This window comes from Amycolatopsis mongoliensis, from assembly GCF_030285665.1.
GTDB classification, from domain to species: Bacteria; Actinomycetota; Actinomycetes; order Mycobacteriales; family Pseudonocardiaceae; genus Amycolatopsis; species Amycolatopsis mongoliensis.
Genome location: NZ_CP127295.1, coordinates 2,010,072 through 2,028,662, shown reverse-complemented (window position 1 = coordinate 2,028,662; position 18,591 = coordinate 2,010,072). Strand labels below are relative to the sequence as shown.

The following is an 18,591-nucleotide window of genomic DNA, read 5'->3' as shown; positions in this document are numbered from 1 at the left end:
CGGAACGGTGCACCCGCTTACGACAATACGGAGCGTGCACTCCGTTTGTCAACGAGGAGAAGACATGGAGAAGATGCGCGCGGACGCGCGGCGCAACCGGGCGAAGGTCCTGGCTGCCGCCGAAGAGGCGTTCGCCGCCGACGGGCTCGCCGTGCCGCTCGACGACATCGCGCGGCTGGCCGGGGTCGGCGCCGGGACCGTCTACCGGCATTTCCCCAGCAAGGAGGCGCTCTTCCAGGCCGTCGTCCTCGAACGCATCGAGCAGTTCGCCGAAGAGGCACGCGCGCTCGCCACGGCCGACAACCCCGGCGAAGTCTTCCTCGACTACTTCGTCCGCGTGATCAAGCAGGCGTCGCTCAACCGTGCCATCTGCGACGCGCTGGCCGAGACCGGCGGGCACGCGTTCAAGGCCGGCGCGGGCGACGACTTCCGTGCGGCGTATGGAGAACTCCTGCGCAGGGCCCAGGCTGCCGGAGTCGTCCGGCAGGACATCGACGGCGACGACCTGCGCGCCCTCATCGTCGGCTGCCTCGCCGTCGAGCGGTACGCGCCGGGCCGCGAACACCTGGTCCGCGTGGTCGTCGACGGCCTGCGCGCGTCAGCCGGGAACTAGGTCGCGCAGCTTCCGCACCGGCGAGCACACCAGGATCGCGGCCGAGGCGAGCACTCCCGCCGCCGCGATGTGCAGCGTCACCCGCATGCCGAACGCGCTCGCCAGCGCGCCGCCGGCGAGGCTGCCGAGCGGGATGGCGCCGAACACCAGCGTGTGCGTGATCGAGTTGACCCGGCCCAGCAGTTCCGGCGGCGCCGCGGACTGCTGGAAGCTCATGCCGAAGACGTTCAGCACGATGACGCCGAAACTCGCGAAGAACCCGGCGACGACGTAGCAGGCGAGGGCCCAGCCGCGGCCGGTGAACGGGTAGAGCTGGTAGGCCAGGCCGTACAGCACCGCCGCGCCCCAGAGCGCCCGCGCGCCGCCGATCCGGTCGCCGATCCGGCGCGCGATGAGCCCGGCCGTGAGGGCGCCGGTCAGCGTCGACGTGCCGAGCAGCCCGATCGCCCACGGCGAGAGCCCGACGTCGCGCGCGAGGAAGACGATCACGATCGCCAGGTGCACCGACTGGAAGAAGCTCGACACCGCGCCGTGGACGCTGACCGCCAGCAGGACGCGGTCGCCGCGGACCAGCCGCAGCCCGTCGGCGATCTCGCGCAGCAACCGCCGCTCGCCGGGGTCCGGGCGCGCGTCCGGCGTCTCGATCCGGCGCAGCCAGAGGGCCGAGCACAGGTAGCTGACGGCGTCGACGGCCAAGGCGGCCGCGGTGCCGAGCGCCTGGATGATCAGCCCGGCCAGGCTCGGGCCGGCGACGGCTGCCATCGACAGGTTCGTCTGGAGCCGGGCGTTCGCTTCCGGCAGCTGCTCGCGCGGCACCAGGCGGGGGACGTAGGTCTGGTGCGCGATGTCGAAGAACACGCCGAGCAGCCCGACCCCGAAGACGACGGCCAGCAGGTGCGCCAGGCCGAGCACGCCGAACAGCGCGGCGACCGGGATCGACCCGATCAGCACCGCGCGGCCGACGTCGGCCGCGATCAGCACCGGGCGGTGGCGCATCCGGTCGCACCACGCGCCGACCTGCAGGCCCAGTACCAGGTAGGGGAGGGTTTCCGCGGTCCGCAGCAGCGAGACTTCGAAGACCGGCGCGCCGAGCGCGGTGGCCGCGAGCAGCGGCACCGCCAGCACGTCGATCCGGCTGCCGAGCTGGCTCACGAGGTCGGCCAGCCACAGGCGGCGGAAGTCGCGGTTCTCCAGCACCCGCATGATCCCAACGTGCCACGCTCAACAAAGTTGAGTCAAGCAGACTCAAGTCGCACGGTAGGTAACAGAAGCTAAGATCAACGCGAGTTAGTCCTCGTACCTGCGCTGCGCGTGGCGAGGGGGTGACCGGATGCACGGCCGACCTACCTGGGGCTCCGCCGCGGTGACCGGGCTGGCGGGGTTCGCCACCGGGTTGCTGGTGGCCGCGCTGCTCGTCGCGGGGCGGCATGCCCCCAAACCCGCCGACGTCGTCGCCCCGCCGACCAGCACCGTGCCCGCCGTGCCGGTCACCGTGACCGCGTCGGTGCCGCCCTCCACCGTCACGTCGGTCACGACCTCGCCGCCGAGCACCACCACGAGCGTCGTGGCGGTGACGGTGACCCCTTCGCCGACCTCCACCACACCGACGTCGACCTCGCCCGCCTTGTCGTTGACCAGTGTCTGGCGCGACTGACTCGTGCAACCCGCGCGCGAGTGTCTCCGTCTGATCGGCATGCGAAGAATTCGGTGGATCGCGGCAATCGTGCTCGTCACCGCGGGGTGCGGCCAGGCCGGCTCGGGGACGGAGGCCGGGTGCCCGGCCATCGGCACCCCGGTCGGCATCGGCCTGACCGTCCCGGACCCCGCGGGCATCACCCGCGCGACGCTCGAGGCGTGCTGGGGCGGCCAGTGCGTCACGCGCCCGGTCGGCCTCTTCCCCGAGACGGCCGCGGGGCCGACGTCCTGCACGGGAACCGGCCCGGACAGCTCCTGTGGCGCTTCGATGGTCCCGACCGGCGGCCTGCAGGGCTTCGCCGACATCCCGGGCCTGCCGGCCGAGCCGATCCGGGTCACCGTCCGCTTCGACGACGGCAAGCCGCACACCGTGGCCGTCACCCCCGCCTTCACCGAACCGGGCGGCCCCGCCTGCGGGAAGGCGGGGCCGCAGGCCCAGCTGGTGGCCGGACCCGGCCACGAGCTGAAGCCGCGCTAGCCGACGTCCCGGCGCCGCCAGCCCACCAGGCCGGCGACCAGGGCGACGGCCGCGATCGCGGTGAGCCAGACGAGCGGGGTCGCGACGAGCTCCTGGCCGGGGATCTTCGGCGGGTGCTGGAACGGTGACACGTCCAGCACCGCCTGCGGCAGGTTGACGACCGGGCCGAACAGGCTCAGCAGCAGCGCCAGCGAGCCGACGGCCCAGGCCGCGGCCGAAAAGCCCGGCAGCAGCCCGAAGATCGTCACCGCCAGTGCGACCACGACCCACGCCGCGGGCAGCTGGACGAGCATCCCGGCGAGGGAGTTGCCGACCGAGCCGCCGACGTCGCCGGTGCGCAACCCGTTGGCCAGGCCCATGAACAGCCCGCCGGCCAGCAGGAGCAACGCCGTGCCGAAGAACGCGAACACGAGGTGACCCGCCGCCCAGCGCAGCTTGCCGACGCTGGTGGCCAGCACCGGTTCGAGCCGGATCGCGGTTTCCTCGCCGCGCATGCGCAGCACCGCCTGGATCCCGTACAGCGACGCGACCATCGCGAACATCCCGGCCATGGCGGCGAGGAACGCCTGCGTGAGCGCCTCGCTGCCGCCGAGGCGCGCCATGATCTCCTGCGCCTGCGGGCTGGAGCCGACCAGGCCGCCGATGCCGCTGGCGATCGAGCCGAACACCGCGCCGACCACGGCCATCCCGACGGTCCAGCCGAGCAGCGGGCCGCGGTGCAGCCGCCAGGCGAGCGCGAACGGCGTCCGCAGGCCCGCCGCCGCCTGCGCCGGGCCCGGCCGCGGCGGCAGGATGCCGACGCCGACGTCGCGCCGCGGCAGCAGCCAGTACCCGGCCGCGCCGACGACCAGCGCGAAGGCCGCCGGCAGCAGGAGCACCCACCAGCGTTCCCCGGCGAACGGGCGGACCTGCTGCACCCAGCCGATCGGCGAGAGCCACGACAGCCAGCGAGCGTCCACAGTGGAGTCTCCGGCGCCGCGCAGCAGGAACGCGGCGCCGACCACGGCGGTGCCGATCCCGTTGGCCGTGCGGGAGTACTCGGCGAGCTGGACGGCGACCGCCGCGACGGCCGTGAAGACCAGTCCCGTCAAGGCTTCCGACGCGCCCAAGGCGAGTGAACCGGCGGCGGGCAGCCCGGCGCCGACCATGCTGCCGTACTGGATCAGGCCGATCAGCACGCTCGCCCCGCCGGCCACCAGGACGGCCGACGTCAGCGCCGCGTACCGGCCGACGACCGCGGACGCGAGCAGCTCCGCGCGGCCCGTGTCCTCCTCGGCGCGGGTGTGCCGGGTGACCGTGAAGACCACCATCAGCCCGGTGAGCAGCGCCAGGAACCCGCACGTGCGCCAGGCGATGAACCCGCCGGCGGTGGTCAGGTCGAACGGCGGCCCGTAGAGCAGCGCGTACGACGGGTTGGTGTTCGCGCCGGCCTGCAGGGCCTGCCGGTCGGCGACGGTCGGGTAGAACTGCGTGAACGTCTTGACCGTGCTGGCCGGGACGATGCTCAGCAGCACGATCCAGATCGGCAGGACGATGCGGTCGCGGCGCAGCGCGAGCCGGGTGAGGTGCCAGGTGCCGGCCAGCTCGTGCGTGGGCACGACCTCGGCGGGGCGCTCGAGCGTCGCGGTCATTTCGCGCTCGCTTCGGTGGTGTAGTGCCGCAAGAACAGCTCTTCCAGCGTCGGCGGCTGGCTGACCAGGCTGCGGACGCCGACCTCGGTGAGCTGGCGCAGGGCGTCGTCGAGCGAGCGCGTCTCGACGTCGAACCGGACGCGGTTGCCGTCGACCTTGAGGTCGTGGATGTTCGCCAGCTTGGCCAGCCCGTTCGGCGGTCCGGCGAGCTCGGCGGTGATCGACGTCCGGGTCAGGTGGCGCAGCTCGGCCAGCGTGCCGGACTCGACCGTGCGGCCGTTGCGGATGATGCTCACCTTGTCGCACAGCGCCTCGACCTCGGCGAGGATGTGGCTGGAGAGCAGCACGGTCCGGCCCTGCTCGCGCTCCTCCTGGATGGCGTACTGGAACGTCGCCTCCATCAGCGGGTCGAGTCCGGACGTCGGCTCGTCGAGGATCAGCAGGTCGACCCGCGAGGCGAGGGCGGCGACGATGGCGACCTTCTGCCGGTTGCCCTTCGAGTACGTCCGCCCCTTCTTCTTCGGGTCGAGGTCGAACCGCTCGATGAGCTCGGCGCGGCGCTTCTCGTCGAGCCCGCCGCGCAGGCGGCCGAGCAGGTCGATCACCTCGCCGCCGGAGAGGTTGGGCCAGAGGTTGACGTCGCCGGGCACGTAGGCCAGGCGGCGGTGCAGGCTCGCCGCGTCCTTCCAGGGGTCGCCGCCGAGCAGCCGGACGTCCCCCAGGTCCGCGTGGAGCAAGCCGAGCAGGACCCGGACGGTGGTCGACTTCCCGGCGCCGTTCGGGCCGAGGAAGCCGTGCACCTCCCCAGCGGGTACCTGCAGATCGAGGCCGTCGAGGGCCTTCGTCCGGCCGAACGACTTGTGGAGGCCGGAGATCGCGATGGCGTTTTCCATGCTTCGGAAGCTACACTGATTTCACGAAGTTGTGAAGTTAAGAAAATGTCTAGATCGAGTGATCTTGCTGGGGGCGGTACGGGAGGATGGGCCGATGACGACGCCTGACACGAAGCGAGATGAAGACGCCGTCCGCCGGTACGTCGAGAGCCTCGGGCTCGTGCTTTCGCAGATCGGGATGCAGCGGATGTCCGCGCGGGTGTTCGCCGCGCTGATGACCACAGACGAGGGCCGGCTGACCGCCGCCGACCTGGCCGCGCAGCTGTCGGTCAGTCCGGCGGCCATCTCCGGTGCCGTGCGCTACCTGGAGCAGATCGGCCTGGTCGCCAAGGAGCGCGAGCCCGGCGAGCGCCGCGACCACTACCGCCTCTACGACGACCTCTGGTACGCCACGTTCCTCAAGCGCGACCGCATGATCGTCATGTGGCGCGACGCGGCCGAGAACGGCATCGAAGCCCTCGGCGAGGACTCGCCCTCCGGGAAGCGGCTCGCCGAGATGCGGGACTTCCTGTCGTTCATGCTGGAGGAGCTCAACGGCATGTACGAGCGCTGGCACAAGCTCCGCGAGGAGAAGAACGCCTAGAGCCCGGCGAGCAGGGTGTCCGCGAGCCGGTCGGCGAGGTCGGCCGGCTCGCGCTCTTCGAACGTGGCCAGGAACGCCTGCTGGAAGCACGCGCCGAGGAGCAGGGAAGCGGCCGCCTCGACGTCGGTGCCCGCCTTGAGCCTTCCCAGTTCCACCTCGGCCCGCAGGTAGTCCTCGACGCCCTTCAGGGGAATGCGCGGTCCGACGCCACCCACTCGCTGCCGGTGCGAGCGCAGCAACTCCCGTGACGAGAACATCGAGATGGCGATCGGGAAACTGTCCAGGTAGAACGCCACGCCGAGCCGCGCGACGCGGACGAGGTTGTCCCGCAGCGGTGCCCGCCCGGGGTCCGCGGTCAGCTCGGCCAGGGTCGCGCCCAGTGCCGGCAGCTCGTCGGAGAGCACGCTGAGAAACAGGTCGGTCTTGTCGCGGAAGTGCTTGTAGAGCATCGCCTCCGAGTAGCCCGCGGTCTGCGCGATGACCTTGGTCGTCGCATGGGCGTAGCCCTGCTCGCGCATCACCTTCGCTGCCGCGGCGACGATCTCTTCGCGGCTTCCCATGCCCGCTCCTCAGTGCTTTCTCAGTCCGGTTAGTGAACACTCACCCTACCTGGTGAGTGTTCACTAACCGAGGAGGAACCACCATGAAGATCACCGTCCTGGGAGCCACCGGCGGCGTCGGCCGCGAGGTCGTCGGGCAGGCGCTCGACCGCGGCTGGGAGGTCACGGCCGTCGTCCGCGATCCCGCCCGGCTGAAGCTGCCGGCGCACGTCGTCGTCGCGGAACTGCACGAAGGGGAGAAGCTGGCCGCCGCGATCGAGGGGCGTGACGCGGTGATCTCGGCGCTGGGTTCCCGCGACCGCGGGCCCACGACGGTCTGCGCGGACGGCGCCCGCGCGGCGCTCGGGGCCGGGGCGAAGCGGCTGCTGGTCGTCAGCGCCAGCGGCATGCACACCGAAGGGGACGGCTTCTTCACCCGCACGCTCGTGAAACCGCTGCTCAACACGTTCCTCAAGCACGGCTGGGCGGACATGCTCGCGATGGAGGACGTGGTCACGGCGTCCGACGTGGACTGGACCGTGGTCCGCCCGCCGATGCTGCTCGACGGGCCGCGCACGGGCAAGGTCGCGAGCCGCCTCGACGGGAACGTCCGCACGTTCACCATCCGGCGCGCCGACGTCGCCGCCTTCCTGCTCGACGCGGTGGCGGACCCCACGTTGGTCAGGGCCGGGGTTTCGATCGCCCACGGCTAACTTCGAACCCATGGTGATCCTGGCGCAAGCGCTCTACGTCAAGCGGAAGACCCCGCGGCTCCCGGGCGCCGCGGGCCCGGCCGACGGACTCGTGCCGGGCACCGGCGAGCCCTTCCGCCTGGCCGTGCTCGGCGAGTCCACAGTGGACGGCGTCGGCGCGGGACACCACGGGGAAGCGCTCACCGGCTGCCTCGCCCGCGAGCTCGCGCGCGACGGCCGGGCGGTCCGCTGGCAGGCCGTCGGCCGGACCGGCGCCAACGCCCGGACCGTCCGCGCCGAACTGGTCCCGCTGGTCCGCCCGGCCGACCTGGTGGTGATCGCCCTCGGCGTCAACGACACCATCGAGCTCCGGACGGCCGCGGGCTACCGGCGTGACCTGCTGGCACTGGTCGTCGAGCTGCGGCGGCGCCTCGGCCCGGTCGACGTCCTGCTGGCCGGCGTGCCGCCGATGTCCCGCTTCCCGGCGCTGCCGAGGCCACTGCGGGACGTCCTCGCGGTCCGCTCGACCGCCCTCGACCGCGCCGCCGCCACCCTCGCCCGGATCCCCGGCGTCACGCACCTGCCCATGGACCCGCGGCTGCTCGACCCCGCCGCGTTCGCGTCCGATCGCTTCCACCCCGGCCCGGCGGGCTACGCGCGGTGGGCGCAAACGCTTGCCGAAGCACGTTCGGTGATCGGTTAGCCGCACTGCGTCGATCTTCAAAAAAAGTTCGCGGTTCGGGTATCTGGCCGCCCCGTCACTGCGTCCTGTGGAGCAGCCAAGCACGGAGATGGGAACGAGGCAGGGGGTGCCGAGTTCGCGATGCGCGGTGGCCGGGAGCCGAGGGGGCTTCCGGACACCGTAGGCCGGGTGCCCTTCGGGGGAGGGGACATCCGGCGGGCCCGTTGGGGAGCGGGCCCTTGAGGGAGGGGAGTACCGGTCGGCGTGGGTCACCCGCTCGCGCCGGCCGGTACCTCCCTCAGCCGTCATTGACCGGAAGCGCGACCGACGAAGTAAGTGAATTGATGTATCCGAGATCCACCTGCACGCTCCTTCCCCCCGAAGGACCCGCGATACTGCCGAAGCCGACTCGAAGACTTTTCCGAAGAGGGGCAGATACCGTGACCGACGTGCAAACCACAGAGGTAGACCCGCCTTGGGAGGGCTTGACCGGCGCCGAGCTGCACGCCGCGTGCATGCAGGCCGCCCGGGAGGGTGACCGCCGTGCGATGGACCGCCTCGTCGCCGAGCTGACCCCGCTCGTCTGGCACGTCGCCCGGGCCAACGGCCTCGACCGCTCGGTCGCCGAGGACGTCGTCCAGACCGTGTGGCTCGCCCTCTTCAGCCAGCTCGGGAAGCTCAGGGACCCGAAGGCCCTCGCCGCCTGGCTGATCACGACCACCCGGCGCGAGGCCACCCACCCCTTCGGCCGCCGCGTGCAGCCCGTGCCGCTGAGCGACGAAGTCGCCGAAGCCATGCCGAGCACCCAACCGGCACCCGAAGACGAAGCCGTCCGCGCCGACCGCGACCGCCGGGTCTGGCGCGCCTTCGTCCGGCTGCCCCACCGCTGTCAGGACCTGCTCCGGCTGACCGTGCTCGCGGGTCGCGCGGAGTACCAGCTCGTCGCCGAGACGCTGCGCATGCCCCGCGGCAGCGTCGGACCGACCAGAGGGCGCTGCCTCGACCAGATGCGCGATCTCCTCGCCAGTGAAGGGGGAAGCCGATGAACGACCTCGGAGCGCCGGGCGAGGCCTTTTCCGACGAGGTGATCCTGGCCGGCATCGGCCGCTTTCTCGACGAGCTGGACCCGCCACCGGAGGACCTGGTGCAGCGGGTCCAGTTCGCGCTCGCCCTCGAAGACCTCGACGTCGAGGTCGCGCGGTGGGAACGGCTGGACACCCTCGCCGGCGTGCGCGGCGGCGGCACCGGGACGATCACCTTCACCGTCAGCGACCTGACCGTGATGATCAACCTGACCAAGATGGGCAAGCTGCACCGCATCGACGGCTGGCTCGTGCCCGCCGGCCAGTACGGCGTCGAGGTGCGGGTCGCCGAGCACGGGACGTCGTCCACGACCGCCGACGAAGGCGGCCGGTTCGTGCTCGACAACGTGCCGCGCGGGACGACGCAGATCCTCGTGCACCTCGGTGACGTGTCGTGCCGCCGGACCGTCGTGACGCCGACGGTCGTGCTTTAACCCAGGAAGTCGGCCAGGGGGACGGGGGTGAGCCCGTCCTTCTTCGCCTGCTCGACGAACGCCGTGTAGTCCTCCGCGAACGTCTTGCGGAAGTGCATCAGCACGACGTCGCCCGGCTTGAGCTTGTCCCCGGCCTGGAACTGGACGTGCCCGTCGTTGACCGCGGCCGTCCACAGCACCGCGGCGCGCATCCCGCACGCGGCCGCCGCGCGCAGCGTGTTCTGGTCGTAGTTGCCGAATGGCGGGCGGAACAGCGACGGCCGCACGCCGAGCCCGCGCTGGAAGTCGTCCGCGTCGTCGCAGATCTCCTTGCGCTGGAACTCGTACGGCTTGCCCTTGAGGTTCGGGTGGTCGACCGTGTGGTCGCCGAGCGTCGCGCCGGTGGCGTCGAGGATCTGCTTGAAGTAGGCCTCGTGGCCCTTCACGTACTTCTGGTTGAGGAACAGCACCGGGTGGGTCCCGTTCTGCTGCATGAGCTTCAGCGCGCCGGGGTCCTTGACCGCGCCGTCGTCCATGGTGAGGAAGACGTACGGCTTGTCGGTGGGGATCCGCTTGACGACCGGGACCTGGCCGTTCGCGATCGCCGGTGCCTTCTGCTGGACCGTGCCGAACGGGTACGGCGCCGACGTCGTCGCCTCGGGCCCGCCCCCGGGCGCCGGGTTCGGCTGGCTGGTGCCGAACTCCCGCTGCGCCGGCTCGTTCGCCGAGCAGGCGGTCAGTGCCAGTGCCAGTGCCGCGGCGGCGGCCACAGCTGCGACGAGCTTCATCCCGCGCCCCCCTTCCGTGTAGCGAAGAACTACACGAAAGAGTGACGTGGGGGTGGGGGGTGAAGTTGCGTCGGCTGATCTGGTGTGGCCGGGGCCACCCAGGTCAGCGCCGGGTTTCGGCCGCCTTGACCAGCTTGCCGGAGAACAGTCGGATCACCCGTTCGAGTCCGGCGGCCAGAATCGGGCCGCTGCCCCTGACCGGCTCGGTGAACGACCCGGTCCACCGCAGGTGCGTGCCGCCGGTGTCGGTCGGCGTGAACAGCACCTCGGCGCGGTAGTCCTTGATCGGGTTGGCGCCGAAGAACGTGTAGACGTGCTTGCGGCCGGGCTCGTACTCGATCGTCTCCTCGCGGATCAGCACCGGCCAGAGGCCGACCTCGCGGACGGCGCCGACCCCGGCCGGCTCGCCGGTGCCCTGGCGCTTCCAGCGGGCCTGCACGATGAGTGGCTTTCCCCACTCCGCCCAGCGCGGGCCGTCGGCTTCGAGCGCGAACAACGCGGCCGGCGGCGCGGTGCTCGTGCGGTTGACCTCGAAGGAGAACTTGCGGCCCACCGGAACCTCCCACGTTGTTGACAGACTGATAATTAAGCGCTCCGCGCAGCGTAGGTCAAGATGGGGGCGTGAGCACGACGCGCCCTGACATCGCCGCGCCGCACTGGCTGACCCAGCTCCTGCGCAGCAAGCCGGTCCCCGTGCCGTGGAACATGGTCGCCCGCGCCGTCCTCGCGCTGGCCGTGCCGCTCGCGGTCGCCTACGCGGCGGGCGACATCGCCGTCGGCGCGCTGATCTCGACCGGCGCGCTGCCGGCCGTCCTGTCCGAGTCGGCCGGCCCCTACCGCTACCGCGCCCGCCGGCTGGGCGGTGCGACGCTGGCGGCGACCGCGGGCTACCTCGTCGGGCTGCTCACCGGCGGCACGCCCGCGCTGTCGGTGCCCGCGGTGATCCTGGTCGCGGCGGTGTCCGCGCTGATCAGCGCGGCCGGCAGCAACGCCTCGGTCGCCGGGCTGCAGATGTTCGTGTTCTGCGTGCTCGGCACCGGCCAGCACGCGACCGGCGTGCGCGTGGAGGTCCTCTTCGGCTTCTTCTGCCTCGGCGCGGTGTGGAGCCTCGCGGTGGCGCTCGCCAGCTGGACGTTCCGGGCGACCAGCCCCGAACGCACCGCCGTCGCGCACGTCTACGTCGAGCTGGCCGCGATGCTCTCGGCGACCGACGAAGCCGTCTCACGCGTCGCCCGCCACCGCCTGACCACGGCGATGAACACCGCGTACGACCAGCTGCTCACCGCCCGCTCGTGGCTGTCCGGCCGCGACGCCGCCTACCGGCAGCTGCTCAACCTGCTCTCGGCGACGACGCCCGCGGTCGAGGCGTCGGTGGCGATGGTCAACTCCGGCCGCCGCGCGTCCCAGGAGGTCATCGACCACTTCGTCGCGCTGTCGGCGTCGGTGCTGGCCAGCCAGCCGCTGCCGGAGCCCCCGGTGAGGCCGGACGACGACGCCGACCCGGTGCTGGCCGCGCTGTACGCCGGCCTGGTCCGGATCGGCAAGGGCGACGACCGCAAGCGCCGGGAGCCGACGCCCTGGTACCGGCGCCTGCGGACGTGGGCGGGCTCGCTGGCGTCCGGCCCGCTGACGTGGATCGCCGCGCTGCGGCTGACGTTGTGCGTCGCGATCGCCGAGGTCGTCGGCCTGCTCGTGCCGCTGGAGCGGTCGTACTGGATCACCCTGACCGTCGGGATCGTGCTCAAGCCCGACTTCGGCTCGGTGTTCGGCCGCGCGGTGCTGCGCGGCATCGGCACGGTCGTCGGCGTCGGGGTCGGCGCGCTCGTGCTCGCCGCCGGCGGCCACGGCTGGATCCTGGTCGCCCTGATCGCGATCTTCGCCGGTGGCGTCGCGGTGGGGAAGGTGCGCAACTACGGCATCCTCAGCGCGTTCGTGACGCCGTTGATCATCCTGCAGATGGACCTGGCGAACACCGGGAGCTGGGACGTCGTCGTGGCCCGGCTGCTCGACACCGTCCTGGGCTGCGCGATCGTCCTCGTCTTCGGCTACCTGCTGTGGCCGGGAAGCCGCCGTCCCCAGGTCGGCGGCCGGCTCGCCGACGGGCTGGACGCGGTCGCGAAGTACGTCTCGTTCGCGCTCGTCGAGGCATCGGAAGGGGAGGCGCGGCTGGCGCGGTCGCGGGCCCGGCGTGGCGCCTACCGGGCGCTGGCCGACCTGCGGACGGCGTTCCAGCAGGTCGTCGTCGAGCCGTCCGCGAACGGCCGCCAGGCGGTGGCGTGGTGGCCGGTCATCGCCGCGCAGGAACGCGTGGCGGACGCCGTCACCGAGGTCGGCGTGACGATCGGGCGGGGCGTGGCGCCACCGGCTCCGGGCGACGTCGAGCTGCTCACCGCGGCGGTGGGCGAACTGGCGTCGGCGATCCGCGAGGAGCGCGAGCCGCGGTCGGTGCCGCTGCCGGACAGCCCGCAGCTGGCCGGCGTGGTCGACCAGCTGGAGTCGGCGTTCGACGCCGTTCGCGGGCCCGACCTGGTGGAACGCACGCCGCTGCGGCTCGTCCGGCGGTTCCTGCCCTACCACAGGCGCACGTGAGGTTCGTGCTGTTCAATTGCCGTCATGGGAATCGACTTCGATGCGTTGAAGGGCAAGGCCGAGGAGGCCCTGCGGGAGCACAACGACAAGATCGAGGAGGGCTTGGACAAGGCCGCGGACTTCGCGAAGTCCAAGTTCTCCGGCCACGACTCGCAGATCGACAGCGGCGTCGAGAAGGCCAAGGACTTCCTCAACAAGTTCGACGACACGCCGGACACCCCGCCGGCCCGGTAGCCCCGAAGTCCGTGAATGGCACATTCACGGACACTTAGGCCGTGAATGTGCCATTCACGGCGTTCGGCTACTGGACCTCGCCGGTCGCGATCCCGTCCGCGAGGCCGGTGATCCGGCCGCCGCGTTCGCCGAGCGCGACGAGGCCCTGCCGCGCGTCCGGGGCCGACAGGCTGATCCGGACGCCGGCGCGCTCGGCGTCCAGGCTGGCGGCAAGCGCTTGCGCGCCTTCGTACCCCGCGTTGATCGTGGCCGCCAGCCCGCCGGTCGAGGCGAGCGAACCGCGCGCGGCGCCGAGCCGGCCGAGGGCTTCGTCGACGATCGGCAGCAGCGCGTCCCGGTTGCCTTCGGTCATGGCGCGCACGAGCTGCGGGTTCGACCCCGCGACGCGCGTTCCGTCGCGGTAGGACCCGGCGGCCAGCGACATGGCCAGTGGCCCGCCCTCGGCGCCGATCGTGGCGAGGATCGCCGCGAACAGGTGCGGCAGGTGCGAGATCCGGGCGACGGCTTCGTCGTGCGACTCGGCGGGCAGCGGGACGACGTGCGCCCCGAGGTCCAGCACGAACCCCGCGACCTCGGCCCACGCTTCGAGATCGGTGTCGTCTTCGACGGCGACGACCCAGGCCGCGCCCTGGAACAGCGTGGCGTCCCCGGCCAGCCAGCCCGAGCTCGACGTCCCGGCCATCGGGTGCCCGCCGACGTACCGCGTGTACGGCACGCGACGGCGGACGGCGTCCAGTACCGGCGCTTTCACGCTGGTCACGTCGGTGAGCAGGCAGTGCGACGCGTGCTGGGAGACCAGCCGCAGCAGGTCCTCGACGGCCGGCAGCGGGACGGCCAGCACGACCATCGCCTCGTCGGCCGCCGCCCGGTGCAGGGCCGCTTCGACGTCCGTCGTGACGTCGTAACCCGCCCTGCTGGCCGCGTCGGCGTCCACTTCGGAAACCGCGGCGCCGAACGCCGTGCGGCCGCTCGCGGCCGCTGCGCGCAGCAGCGAACCACCGATCAGCCCGAGCCCGATCACGCATACGTCTCGCACGGGGCCCATCCTGCCAGTAACAACCGGGCCTGCGCCCCGAGCCGGGGGCTCCGCAACCCGGATCCCGAAAGAAAGTGTGCCGGACGCTTCACGGGCTACAGCGCGGCGGCGAGCCTCGTTCCCTGGTCGATCGCGCGTTTCGCGTCGAGTTCGGCGGCGACGTCGGCACCGCCGATGAGGTGCACCGGGAGGCCGGCGGCACGCAGTTCGCCGGCGAGCTCGCGCACGGGTTCCTGACCGGCGCAGACCACGACCGTGTCGACTTCGAGGAGCCGCGGGACGCCGTCGACGGTGATGTGCAGGCCGGCGTCGTCGATCCGCTCGTACGTCACGCCGGGGATCTGCTCGACGCGCTTCGCCTTGAGCGCGGCCCGGTGCACCCAGCCCGACGTCTTGCCTAGCCCGGAACCGATCCCGGACTTCTTGCGCTGCAGCAGGTACACCTGCCGCGGCGACGGCTCGGGCCGCGGCTTCGCGAGCCCGCCCGCCGCCTGTTCCGGGTCGGTGACCCCCCACTCGGCCATCCACGCGTCGAGGTCGAGCGCGGGCGATCCGGCGTGCGTCAGGAACTCGCTGACGTCGACGCCGATGCCGCCGGCCCCGATCACCGCGACCCGCTCGCCGACCGGCTTCCCGTGCCGGACGACGTCGACGTACGACAGCACCTTCGGGTGGTCGATCCCGGGCAGCGCCGGCACGCGCGGCGCGACACCGGTGGCGAGCACGACCTCGTCGAAGCCGGTCAGGTCGTTCGCGGTTACGCGGGTGCCGAGGTGCAGCTTCACGCCGGTCACCTCGACGCGCCGCCGGTAGTAGCGGATCGTCTCGGCGAACTCCTCCTTGCCCGGGATCTTCCGCGCGATGCCGAACTGGCCGCCGATCTCGTCGTCGGCTTCGAACAGTTCGACGCTGTGGCCGCGCTCGGCCAGTGCGGTCGCGGCCGAGAGCCCGGCGGGCCCGGCGCCGACGACGGCGACGTGCTTCGAGCGCCGCGTGGGCGTCAGCGTCAGCGTGGTTTCGTGGCCCGCGCGCGGGTTGACCATGCAGGACACGAGCTTGCGCTTGAAGGCGTGGTCGAGGCAGGCCTGGTTGCACGCGATGCACGTGTTGATCTCGTCCTCGCGGCCGCTCTCGGCCTTCCGGATCCACTCGGGATCGGCGAGGAACGGCCGCGCCATCGACACGAGATCGGCGTCGCCGCTGCTCAGCGCTTCCTCGGCGACCTGCGGCATGTTGATCCGGTTCGACGTGACCACCGGGATCCCGACGTGCGGCTTGAGCTTCCCGGTCACCCAGGTGAACGCGGCGCGCGGCACCGACGTCACGATCGTCGGCACGCGGGCCTCGTGCCAGCCGATGCCGGTGTTGATGATCGTCGCGCCGGCGGCCTCGACGTCCTTCGCGAGCGCGACGACGTCTTCCCAGCGCTGGCCGCCCGGGACGAGGTCGAGCATCGAAAGCCGGTAGATGATGATGAAGTCGTCGCCGGCCTTTTCCCTGGTGCGCTTGACGATCTCGACGGCGAACCGGCGGCGCTTCTCGGGGGTGCCACCCCAGGAGTCGGTGCGCTTGTTGGTGCGCTCGGCCAGGAACTGGTTGATCAGGTAGCCCTCGGAGCCCATGATCTCGACGCCGTCGTAGCCCGCCTCGCGCGCGAGAGCGGCGCAGTCGGCGAAGGCTTCGATCTGCTTGCGCACGCCGTAGCCGGTCAGCGCGCGCGGCCGGAACGGGTTGATCGGCGCCTTGATGCTCGACGCGGACACGCTCAGCGGGTGGTAGGCGTACCGGCCCGCGTGCAGGACCTGCAGCGCGATCTTGCCGCCCGCCTCGTGGACGGGCGCGGTGAGCTGCCGGTGCCGCTCGGCTTCGGCGGACGTCGTGAGCTTGGAGGCGAGCGGCAGCAGCCAGCCCGTGCGGTTCGGGGCGAACCCGCCGGTGACGATCAGCCCGACGCCACCGCGGGCGCGTTCGGCGTAGTACTCGGCCAGCTCGGGGAAGTGCGCGGCCTTGTCTTCGAGGCCGGTGTGCATCGACCCCATGAGCACGCGGTTCCGCAACGTCGTGAAGCCGAGGTCGAGCGGCGCCAGCAGGTTCGGGTAGGGGCTCATCAGGCGTCCTTCTCGTGGTGGAGGGCGGCGAGGACTTCGTCGAACCACTCGACCTGGCCCTCTTCGACGCGGATGCCGCCGCGCAGGACCAGGTACTGGTGCAGGTGCTGGCCTTCGAGGGCGGCGGGCGCGGGGAAGTCGCGCTTCTCGATCTGGCGGTAGACGTCGAGGCGTTCGGCGTGGGCCGCGCGGTGCCGGACGATTTCGGCGGCGACGGCCCCGGGATCGCCGAAGGTCGCGCCGCGGATCTTCACGGCGAGTTCGACGGGCCCGGCCGACGGGTCCGGCTCGGCCAGCCAGCGGACGAGTTCGGCGCGTCCGCCGTCGCTGACGGTGTAGACCTTCTTGTCCGGCCGGCCCGACTGCGCGACGACGTCGACGGCGACCCAGCCGGCTTCTTCCATCCGTTTCAGCACGCGGTAGATCTGCTGGTGGGTGGCGCTCCAGAACAGCCCGATCGACTTCTCGAAGCGGCGCGTGAGCTCGTAGCCCGAGCCGGCTCGCTCGGACAGGGAGACGAGGATCGCGTGCTCCAGTGCCATGCGCCTCAGCATGCATATGCAACTAGGTGCAGTGCAACGAGGCGCGCATCACTTCACCCCCGAGAGTGACACAAAACGGGTCGACGGATCGCCCGGAACGACGAGGATGGGAGGAGTGCACCCGGTACTCGAACTGATCTCGGAACGGATGGCGACGGGCAGTGTCCCGGGCGAGCGCACCGACGGCCGGCGCCTCGCGCTCGCCGTCGAAGGCGGCAGCAGCCGCGGCACGTATTCGAGCGGCATGGTCCTGGCGCTGGACGAACTGGGCGTCACGCCGGCGTTCGACGCCGTCTACGGCTCGTCGGCCGGCGCGCTGAACGGCGCGTGGCTGCTCTGCGGCCGGTCGTCGACCGGCGTCCGGACCTGGTGGAACCCGGTGGTCATGCGCCGGATCATCAACCCGCTGCACACCCTGCGCGGCCGCGCGGTGATCGACCTGGAGTACCTCGTCCACCAGGTCTACTCGGTGCTGGAGCCGATGGACTTCCCGGCGATCCTGGCCAACCCGGTGACCTTCCACCCGCTGGCCACCGATGCGGACACGGGGGAGTCGACCGACCTCCACCCCTTTCTCGACGACGTCGACGCGATCAAGGTCGCGCTGGCGGCGTCGTCCTGCATGCCGGTGCTGGCCGGCCCGCCGATCCCGATGACCGGCCGCCGGTTCGTCGACGCGGGCGTCGCCGAACCGATCCCGTACCGCACGGCGCTGGCCCAGGACGCGACCGACGTCCTCGTACTGCGCACCCGCCGCGCGGACGAGCTGCCGCTGCCGCCGCCGCGCGTGCACGACGTCGTGGTGCCGCGTTTCCTGCGCCGCCAAGCCCCGGGCGCGATCGAAGCCTGGCGCGACACCTACCGCCGCGACGTCGAAGACGAGGAGGTCTTGGCGTCCGACCCGCGGATCCTCACCGTCCGGCCGCCCGCCGGGTCCCCGGACGTGGCGGTGCTGGAGCGCGACCCCGAGGTGCTGCGCAAGGCTGTCGACCTGGGCAGGAGCGCGGTGCTCGACGTGCTCGAAGGGCTGCGGGCAGCCTCCTAGGGCTTGCGGGGCTGGTCCGACGACATGAATGAGTCATTCATGTCGCCGGACGAGGTGAATGAGTCATTCACTGCATCGCGGGCGAGGCTGTACGGGCCGGGCTTGCGCGCGACGCCGCCGATCACCCGCGACTCCGACGGCGAGCCGGCGAACACCGTCCGCTCGTCCGGGTGCCAGGCCGGCGCGTAGACTAGCCCCGGCTCCAGCATCGGCCACCCGCCGAAGAAGCGTTCGAACTCGGCCATCGGCCGCAGGAAACCCGGGTTCGTCGTGGTCTCGTAGTACTCGAGCAGGTCGATCAGCGCCTGCCGCTCGTCGTCGTTGACCGGGTTCTCGTTGGTCATCTGCGACAGCACCAGCAGCGAGCCGGGCGCCAGCCGCTCCCGGTAGTACCCGAGCAGCTCGTCGGGGTTCTGCTCGTCCTTGATGAAGTGCATGACGGCGTTGATCACCAGGGCGATCGGCTCGCGCACGTCGATCACGTCCGAAGCGGCCACGCGGTCCCAGAGGTCCTCCGGCTGCAGGAAGTCCGCGGCGATGGCGTGGTGGCGCTCCGGGTCGGCGGTGTCGGCGAGCAGCAGCGTCGAATGCGCGAGGGCGATCGGCTCGTTGTCGATGTAGAGCACGCGCGTGTCGAGCTCTTCTCGCTCTTCGTCGGCGACTTCGTGGACGTTGCCCGCGGTCGGCAGCCCGGACCCGATGTCGACGAACTGCCGGATGCCCTCCCGCACGCACTGGCGGACCGCGCGGCCGAGGAACTGGCGGCTCGTCAGGCAGTACTCACCCATGAGCGGCAGCCGGGCCCGGACCTTCTCGGCGAACTCGCGGTCGATCGCGTAGTTCGTGTGCCCGCCGATGAAGTAGTCGTAGATCCGCGCCGCCGACGGCCGGTCGAGACTGCTCTCGACGGCCTTGAGCGCGTCGTCGTGGTTGATCATGACCATCCCC

21 protein-coding genes are annotated in these 18,591 nt (G+C 71.7%); 11 read left to right on the top strand and 10 right to left on the bottom strand.

Annotated features, from left to right (window positions below; translation table 11 throughout):
• Positions 1 to 64 precede the first annotated feature (64 nt).
• Positions 65 to 613 (top strand): TetR/AcrR family transcriptional regulator, encoded by a 549-nt coding sequence (locus QRX60_RS09745; protein WP_286000442.1) that lies wholly within the window; start codon positions 65 to 67, stop codon positions 611 to 613.
• Here the strand turns inward: QRX60_RS09745 and QRX60_RS09740 are convergent.
• Entirely contained in the window at positions 599 to 1,816 is a 1,218-nt protein-coding gene (locus tag QRX60_RS09740; RefSeq protein WP_286000441.1) for an MFS transporter, read from the bottom strand. The genes QRX60_RS09745 and QRX60_RS09740 overlap by 15 nt on opposite strands.
• 127 nt (positions 1,817 to 1,943) lie before the next feature.
• Between QRX60_RS09740 and QRX60_RS09735 the strand changes: the two genes are divergently transcribed.
• On the top strand, positions 1,944 to 2,267 hold the full coding sequence (locus tag QRX60_RS09735; protein ID WP_286000440.1) for a hypothetical protein: 324 nt from the start codon (positions 1,944 to 1,946) through the stop codon (positions 2,265 to 2,267).
• 39 nt (positions 2,268 to 2,306) lie between these two features.
• Complete coding sequence (locus QRX60_RS09730; RefSeq protein WP_286000439.1) at positions 2,307 to 2,786, top strand: hypothetical protein; 480 nt, start codon at positions 2,307 to 2,309, stop codon at positions 2,784 to 2,786.
• Here the strand turns inward: QRX60_RS09730 and QRX60_RS09725 are convergent.
• Together QRX60_RS09725 and QRX60_RS09720 are read right to left on the bottom strand one after the other, a co-directional pair.
• Positions 2,783 to 4,417 (bottom strand): ABC transporter permease, encoded by a 1,635-nt coding sequence (locus QRX60_RS09725; RefSeq protein WP_286000438.1) that lies wholly within the window; start codon positions 4,415 to 4,417, stop codon positions 2,783 to 2,785. The two genes, QRX60_RS09730 and QRX60_RS09725, sit on opposite strands and share 4 nt — an antisense overlap.
• Entirely contained in the window at positions 4,414 to 5,310 is an 897-nt protein-coding gene (locus tag QRX60_RS09720; protein WP_286000437.1) for an ABC transporter ATP-binding protein, read from the bottom strand. The genes QRX60_RS09725 and QRX60_RS09720 overlap by 4 nt, the downstream gene beginning before the upstream one ends.
• Before the next feature lie 94 nt (positions 5,311 to 5,404).
• Here QRX60_RS09720 and QRX60_RS09715 point away from each other — a divergent pair, with 94 nt between their 5' ends.
• Complete coding sequence (locus QRX60_RS09715) at positions 5,405 to 5,893, top strand: GbsR/MarR family transcriptional regulator (protein ID WP_286000436.1); 489 nt, start codon at positions 5,405 to 5,407, stop codon at positions 5,891 to 5,893.
• Here the strand turns inward: QRX60_RS09715 and QRX60_RS09710 are convergent.
• Complete coding sequence (locus QRX60_RS09710) at positions 5,890 to 6,453, bottom strand: TetR/AcrR family transcriptional regulator (protein ID WP_286000435.1); 564 nt, start codon at positions 6,451 to 6,453, stop codon at positions 5,890 to 5,892. The genes QRX60_RS09715 and QRX60_RS09710 overlap by 4 nt on opposite strands.
• Positions 6,454 to 6,536: 83 nt before the next feature.
• On the opposite strand from QRX60_RS09710, the gene QRX60_RS09705 reads away from it, so the two are divergent.
• The 4 genes from QRX60_RS09705 (at position 6,537) to QRX60_RS09690 (ending at position 9,322) form a co-directional block, all read left to right on the top strand.
• The gene (locus QRX60_RS09705; RefSeq protein WP_286000434.1) at positions 6,537 to 7,145 is read left to right on the top strand and encodes an NAD(P)-dependent oxidoreductase; all 609 of its coding nucleotides are present in this window, start codon (positions 6,537 to 6,539) and stop codon (positions 7,143 to 7,145) included.
• Between the two features lie 10 nt (positions 7,146 to 7,155).
• Positions 7,156 to 7,827, top strand: a complete 672-nt coding sequence (locus tag QRX60_RS09700) for an SGNH/GDSL hydrolase family protein (protein WP_286000433.1) — start codon at positions 7,156 to 7,158, stop codon at positions 7,825 to 7,827.
• A 419-nt stretch (positions 7,828 to 8,246) separates the two neighbouring features.
• Entirely contained in the window at positions 8,247 to 8,852 is a 606-nt protein-coding gene (locus QRX60_RS09695) for an RNA polymerase sigma factor (RefSeq protein ID WP_286000432.1), read from the top strand.
• Positions 8,849 to 9,322: a carboxypeptidase regulatory-like domain-containing protein gene (locus tag QRX60_RS09690; protein ID WP_286000431.1), complete on the top strand. Its 474-nt coding sequence runs from the start codon at positions 8,849 to 8,851 to the stop codon at positions 9,320 to 9,322. The genes QRX60_RS09695 and QRX60_RS09690 overlap by 4 nt, the downstream gene beginning before the upstream one ends.
• Here QRX60_RS09690 and QRX60_RS09685 read toward each other — a convergent pair.
• Together QRX60_RS09685 and QRX60_RS09680 are read right to left on the bottom strand one after the other, a co-directional pair.
• On the bottom strand, positions 9,319 to 10,089 hold the full coding sequence (locus tag QRX60_RS09685) for a polysaccharide deacetylase family protein (protein WP_286000430.1): 771 nt from the start codon (positions 10,087 to 10,089) through the stop codon (positions 9,319 to 9,321). The two genes, QRX60_RS09690 and QRX60_RS09685, sit on opposite strands and share 4 nt — an antisense overlap.
• A 103-nt stretch (positions 10,090 to 10,192) precedes the next feature.
• A complete protein-coding gene (locus QRX60_RS09680; RefSeq protein WP_286000429.1) occupies positions 10,193 to 10,642 on the bottom strand; it encodes an SRPBCC family protein in 450 nt (149 codons plus the stop codon).
• Positions 10,643 to 10,710: 68 nt separating this feature from the next.
• Here QRX60_RS09680 and QRX60_RS09675 point away from each other — a divergent pair, with 68 nt between their 5' ends.
• Together QRX60_RS09675 and QRX60_RS09670 are read left to right on the top strand one after the other, a co-directional pair.
• Positions 10,711 to 12,678, top strand: a complete 1,968-nt coding sequence (locus QRX60_RS09675; protein WP_286000428.1) for an FUSC family protein — start codon at positions 10,711 to 10,713, stop codon at positions 12,676 to 12,678.
• Positions 12,679 to 12,702: 24 nt separating this feature from the next.
• Entirely contained in the window at positions 12,703 to 12,912 is a 210-nt protein-coding gene (locus QRX60_RS09670) for an antitoxin (protein WP_286000427.1), read from the top strand.
• Between the two features lie 67 nt (positions 12,913 to 12,979).
• Here the strand turns inward: QRX60_RS09670 and QRX60_RS09665 are convergent, their stop codons facing one another.
• The 3 genes from QRX60_RS09665 to QRX60_RS09655 form a co-directional block, all read right to left on the bottom strand.
• Positions 12,980 to 13,933 carry a prephenate dehydrogenase gene (locus tag QRX60_RS09665; protein ID WP_286003543.1) on the bottom strand — a complete coding sequence of 318 codons (954 nt, stop codon included), beginning with the start codon at positions 13,931 to 13,933 and terminating at the stop codon, positions 12,980 to 12,982.
• Positions 13,934 to 14,043: 110 nt separating this feature from the next.
• The gene (locus tag QRX60_RS09660) at positions 14,044 to 16,056 is read right to left on the bottom strand and encodes an NADPH-dependent 2,4-dienoyl-CoA reductase (protein ID WP_286000426.1); all 2,013 of its coding nucleotides are present in this window, start codon (positions 16,054 to 16,056) and stop codon (positions 14,044 to 14,046) included.
• The gene (locus QRX60_RS09655) at positions 16,056 to 16,598 is read right to left on the bottom strand and encodes a PadR family transcriptional regulator (protein ID WP_286000425.1); all 543 of its coding nucleotides are present in this window, start codon (positions 16,596 to 16,598) and stop codon (positions 16,056 to 16,058) included. The genes QRX60_RS09660 and QRX60_RS09655 overlap by 1 nt, the downstream gene beginning before the upstream one ends.
• 106 nt (positions 16,599 to 16,704) lie before the next feature.
• On the opposite strand from QRX60_RS09655, the gene QRX60_RS09650 reads away from it, so the two are divergent.
• A complete protein-coding gene (locus QRX60_RS09650; RefSeq protein WP_286000424.1) occupies positions 16,705 to 17,643 on the top strand; it encodes a patatin-like phospholipase family protein in 939 nt (312 codons plus the stop codon).
• On the opposite strand, the gene QRX60_RS09645 is transcribed toward QRX60_RS09650, so the two are convergent.
• On the bottom strand, positions 17,640 to 18,581 hold the full coding sequence (locus tag QRX60_RS09645) for an SAM-dependent methyltransferase (RefSeq protein ID WP_286000423.1): 942 nt from the start codon (positions 18,579 to 18,581) through the stop codon (positions 17,640 to 17,642). The genes QRX60_RS09650 and QRX60_RS09645 overlap by 4 nt on opposite strands.
• Positions 18,582 to 18,591: the final 10 nt, after the last annotated feature.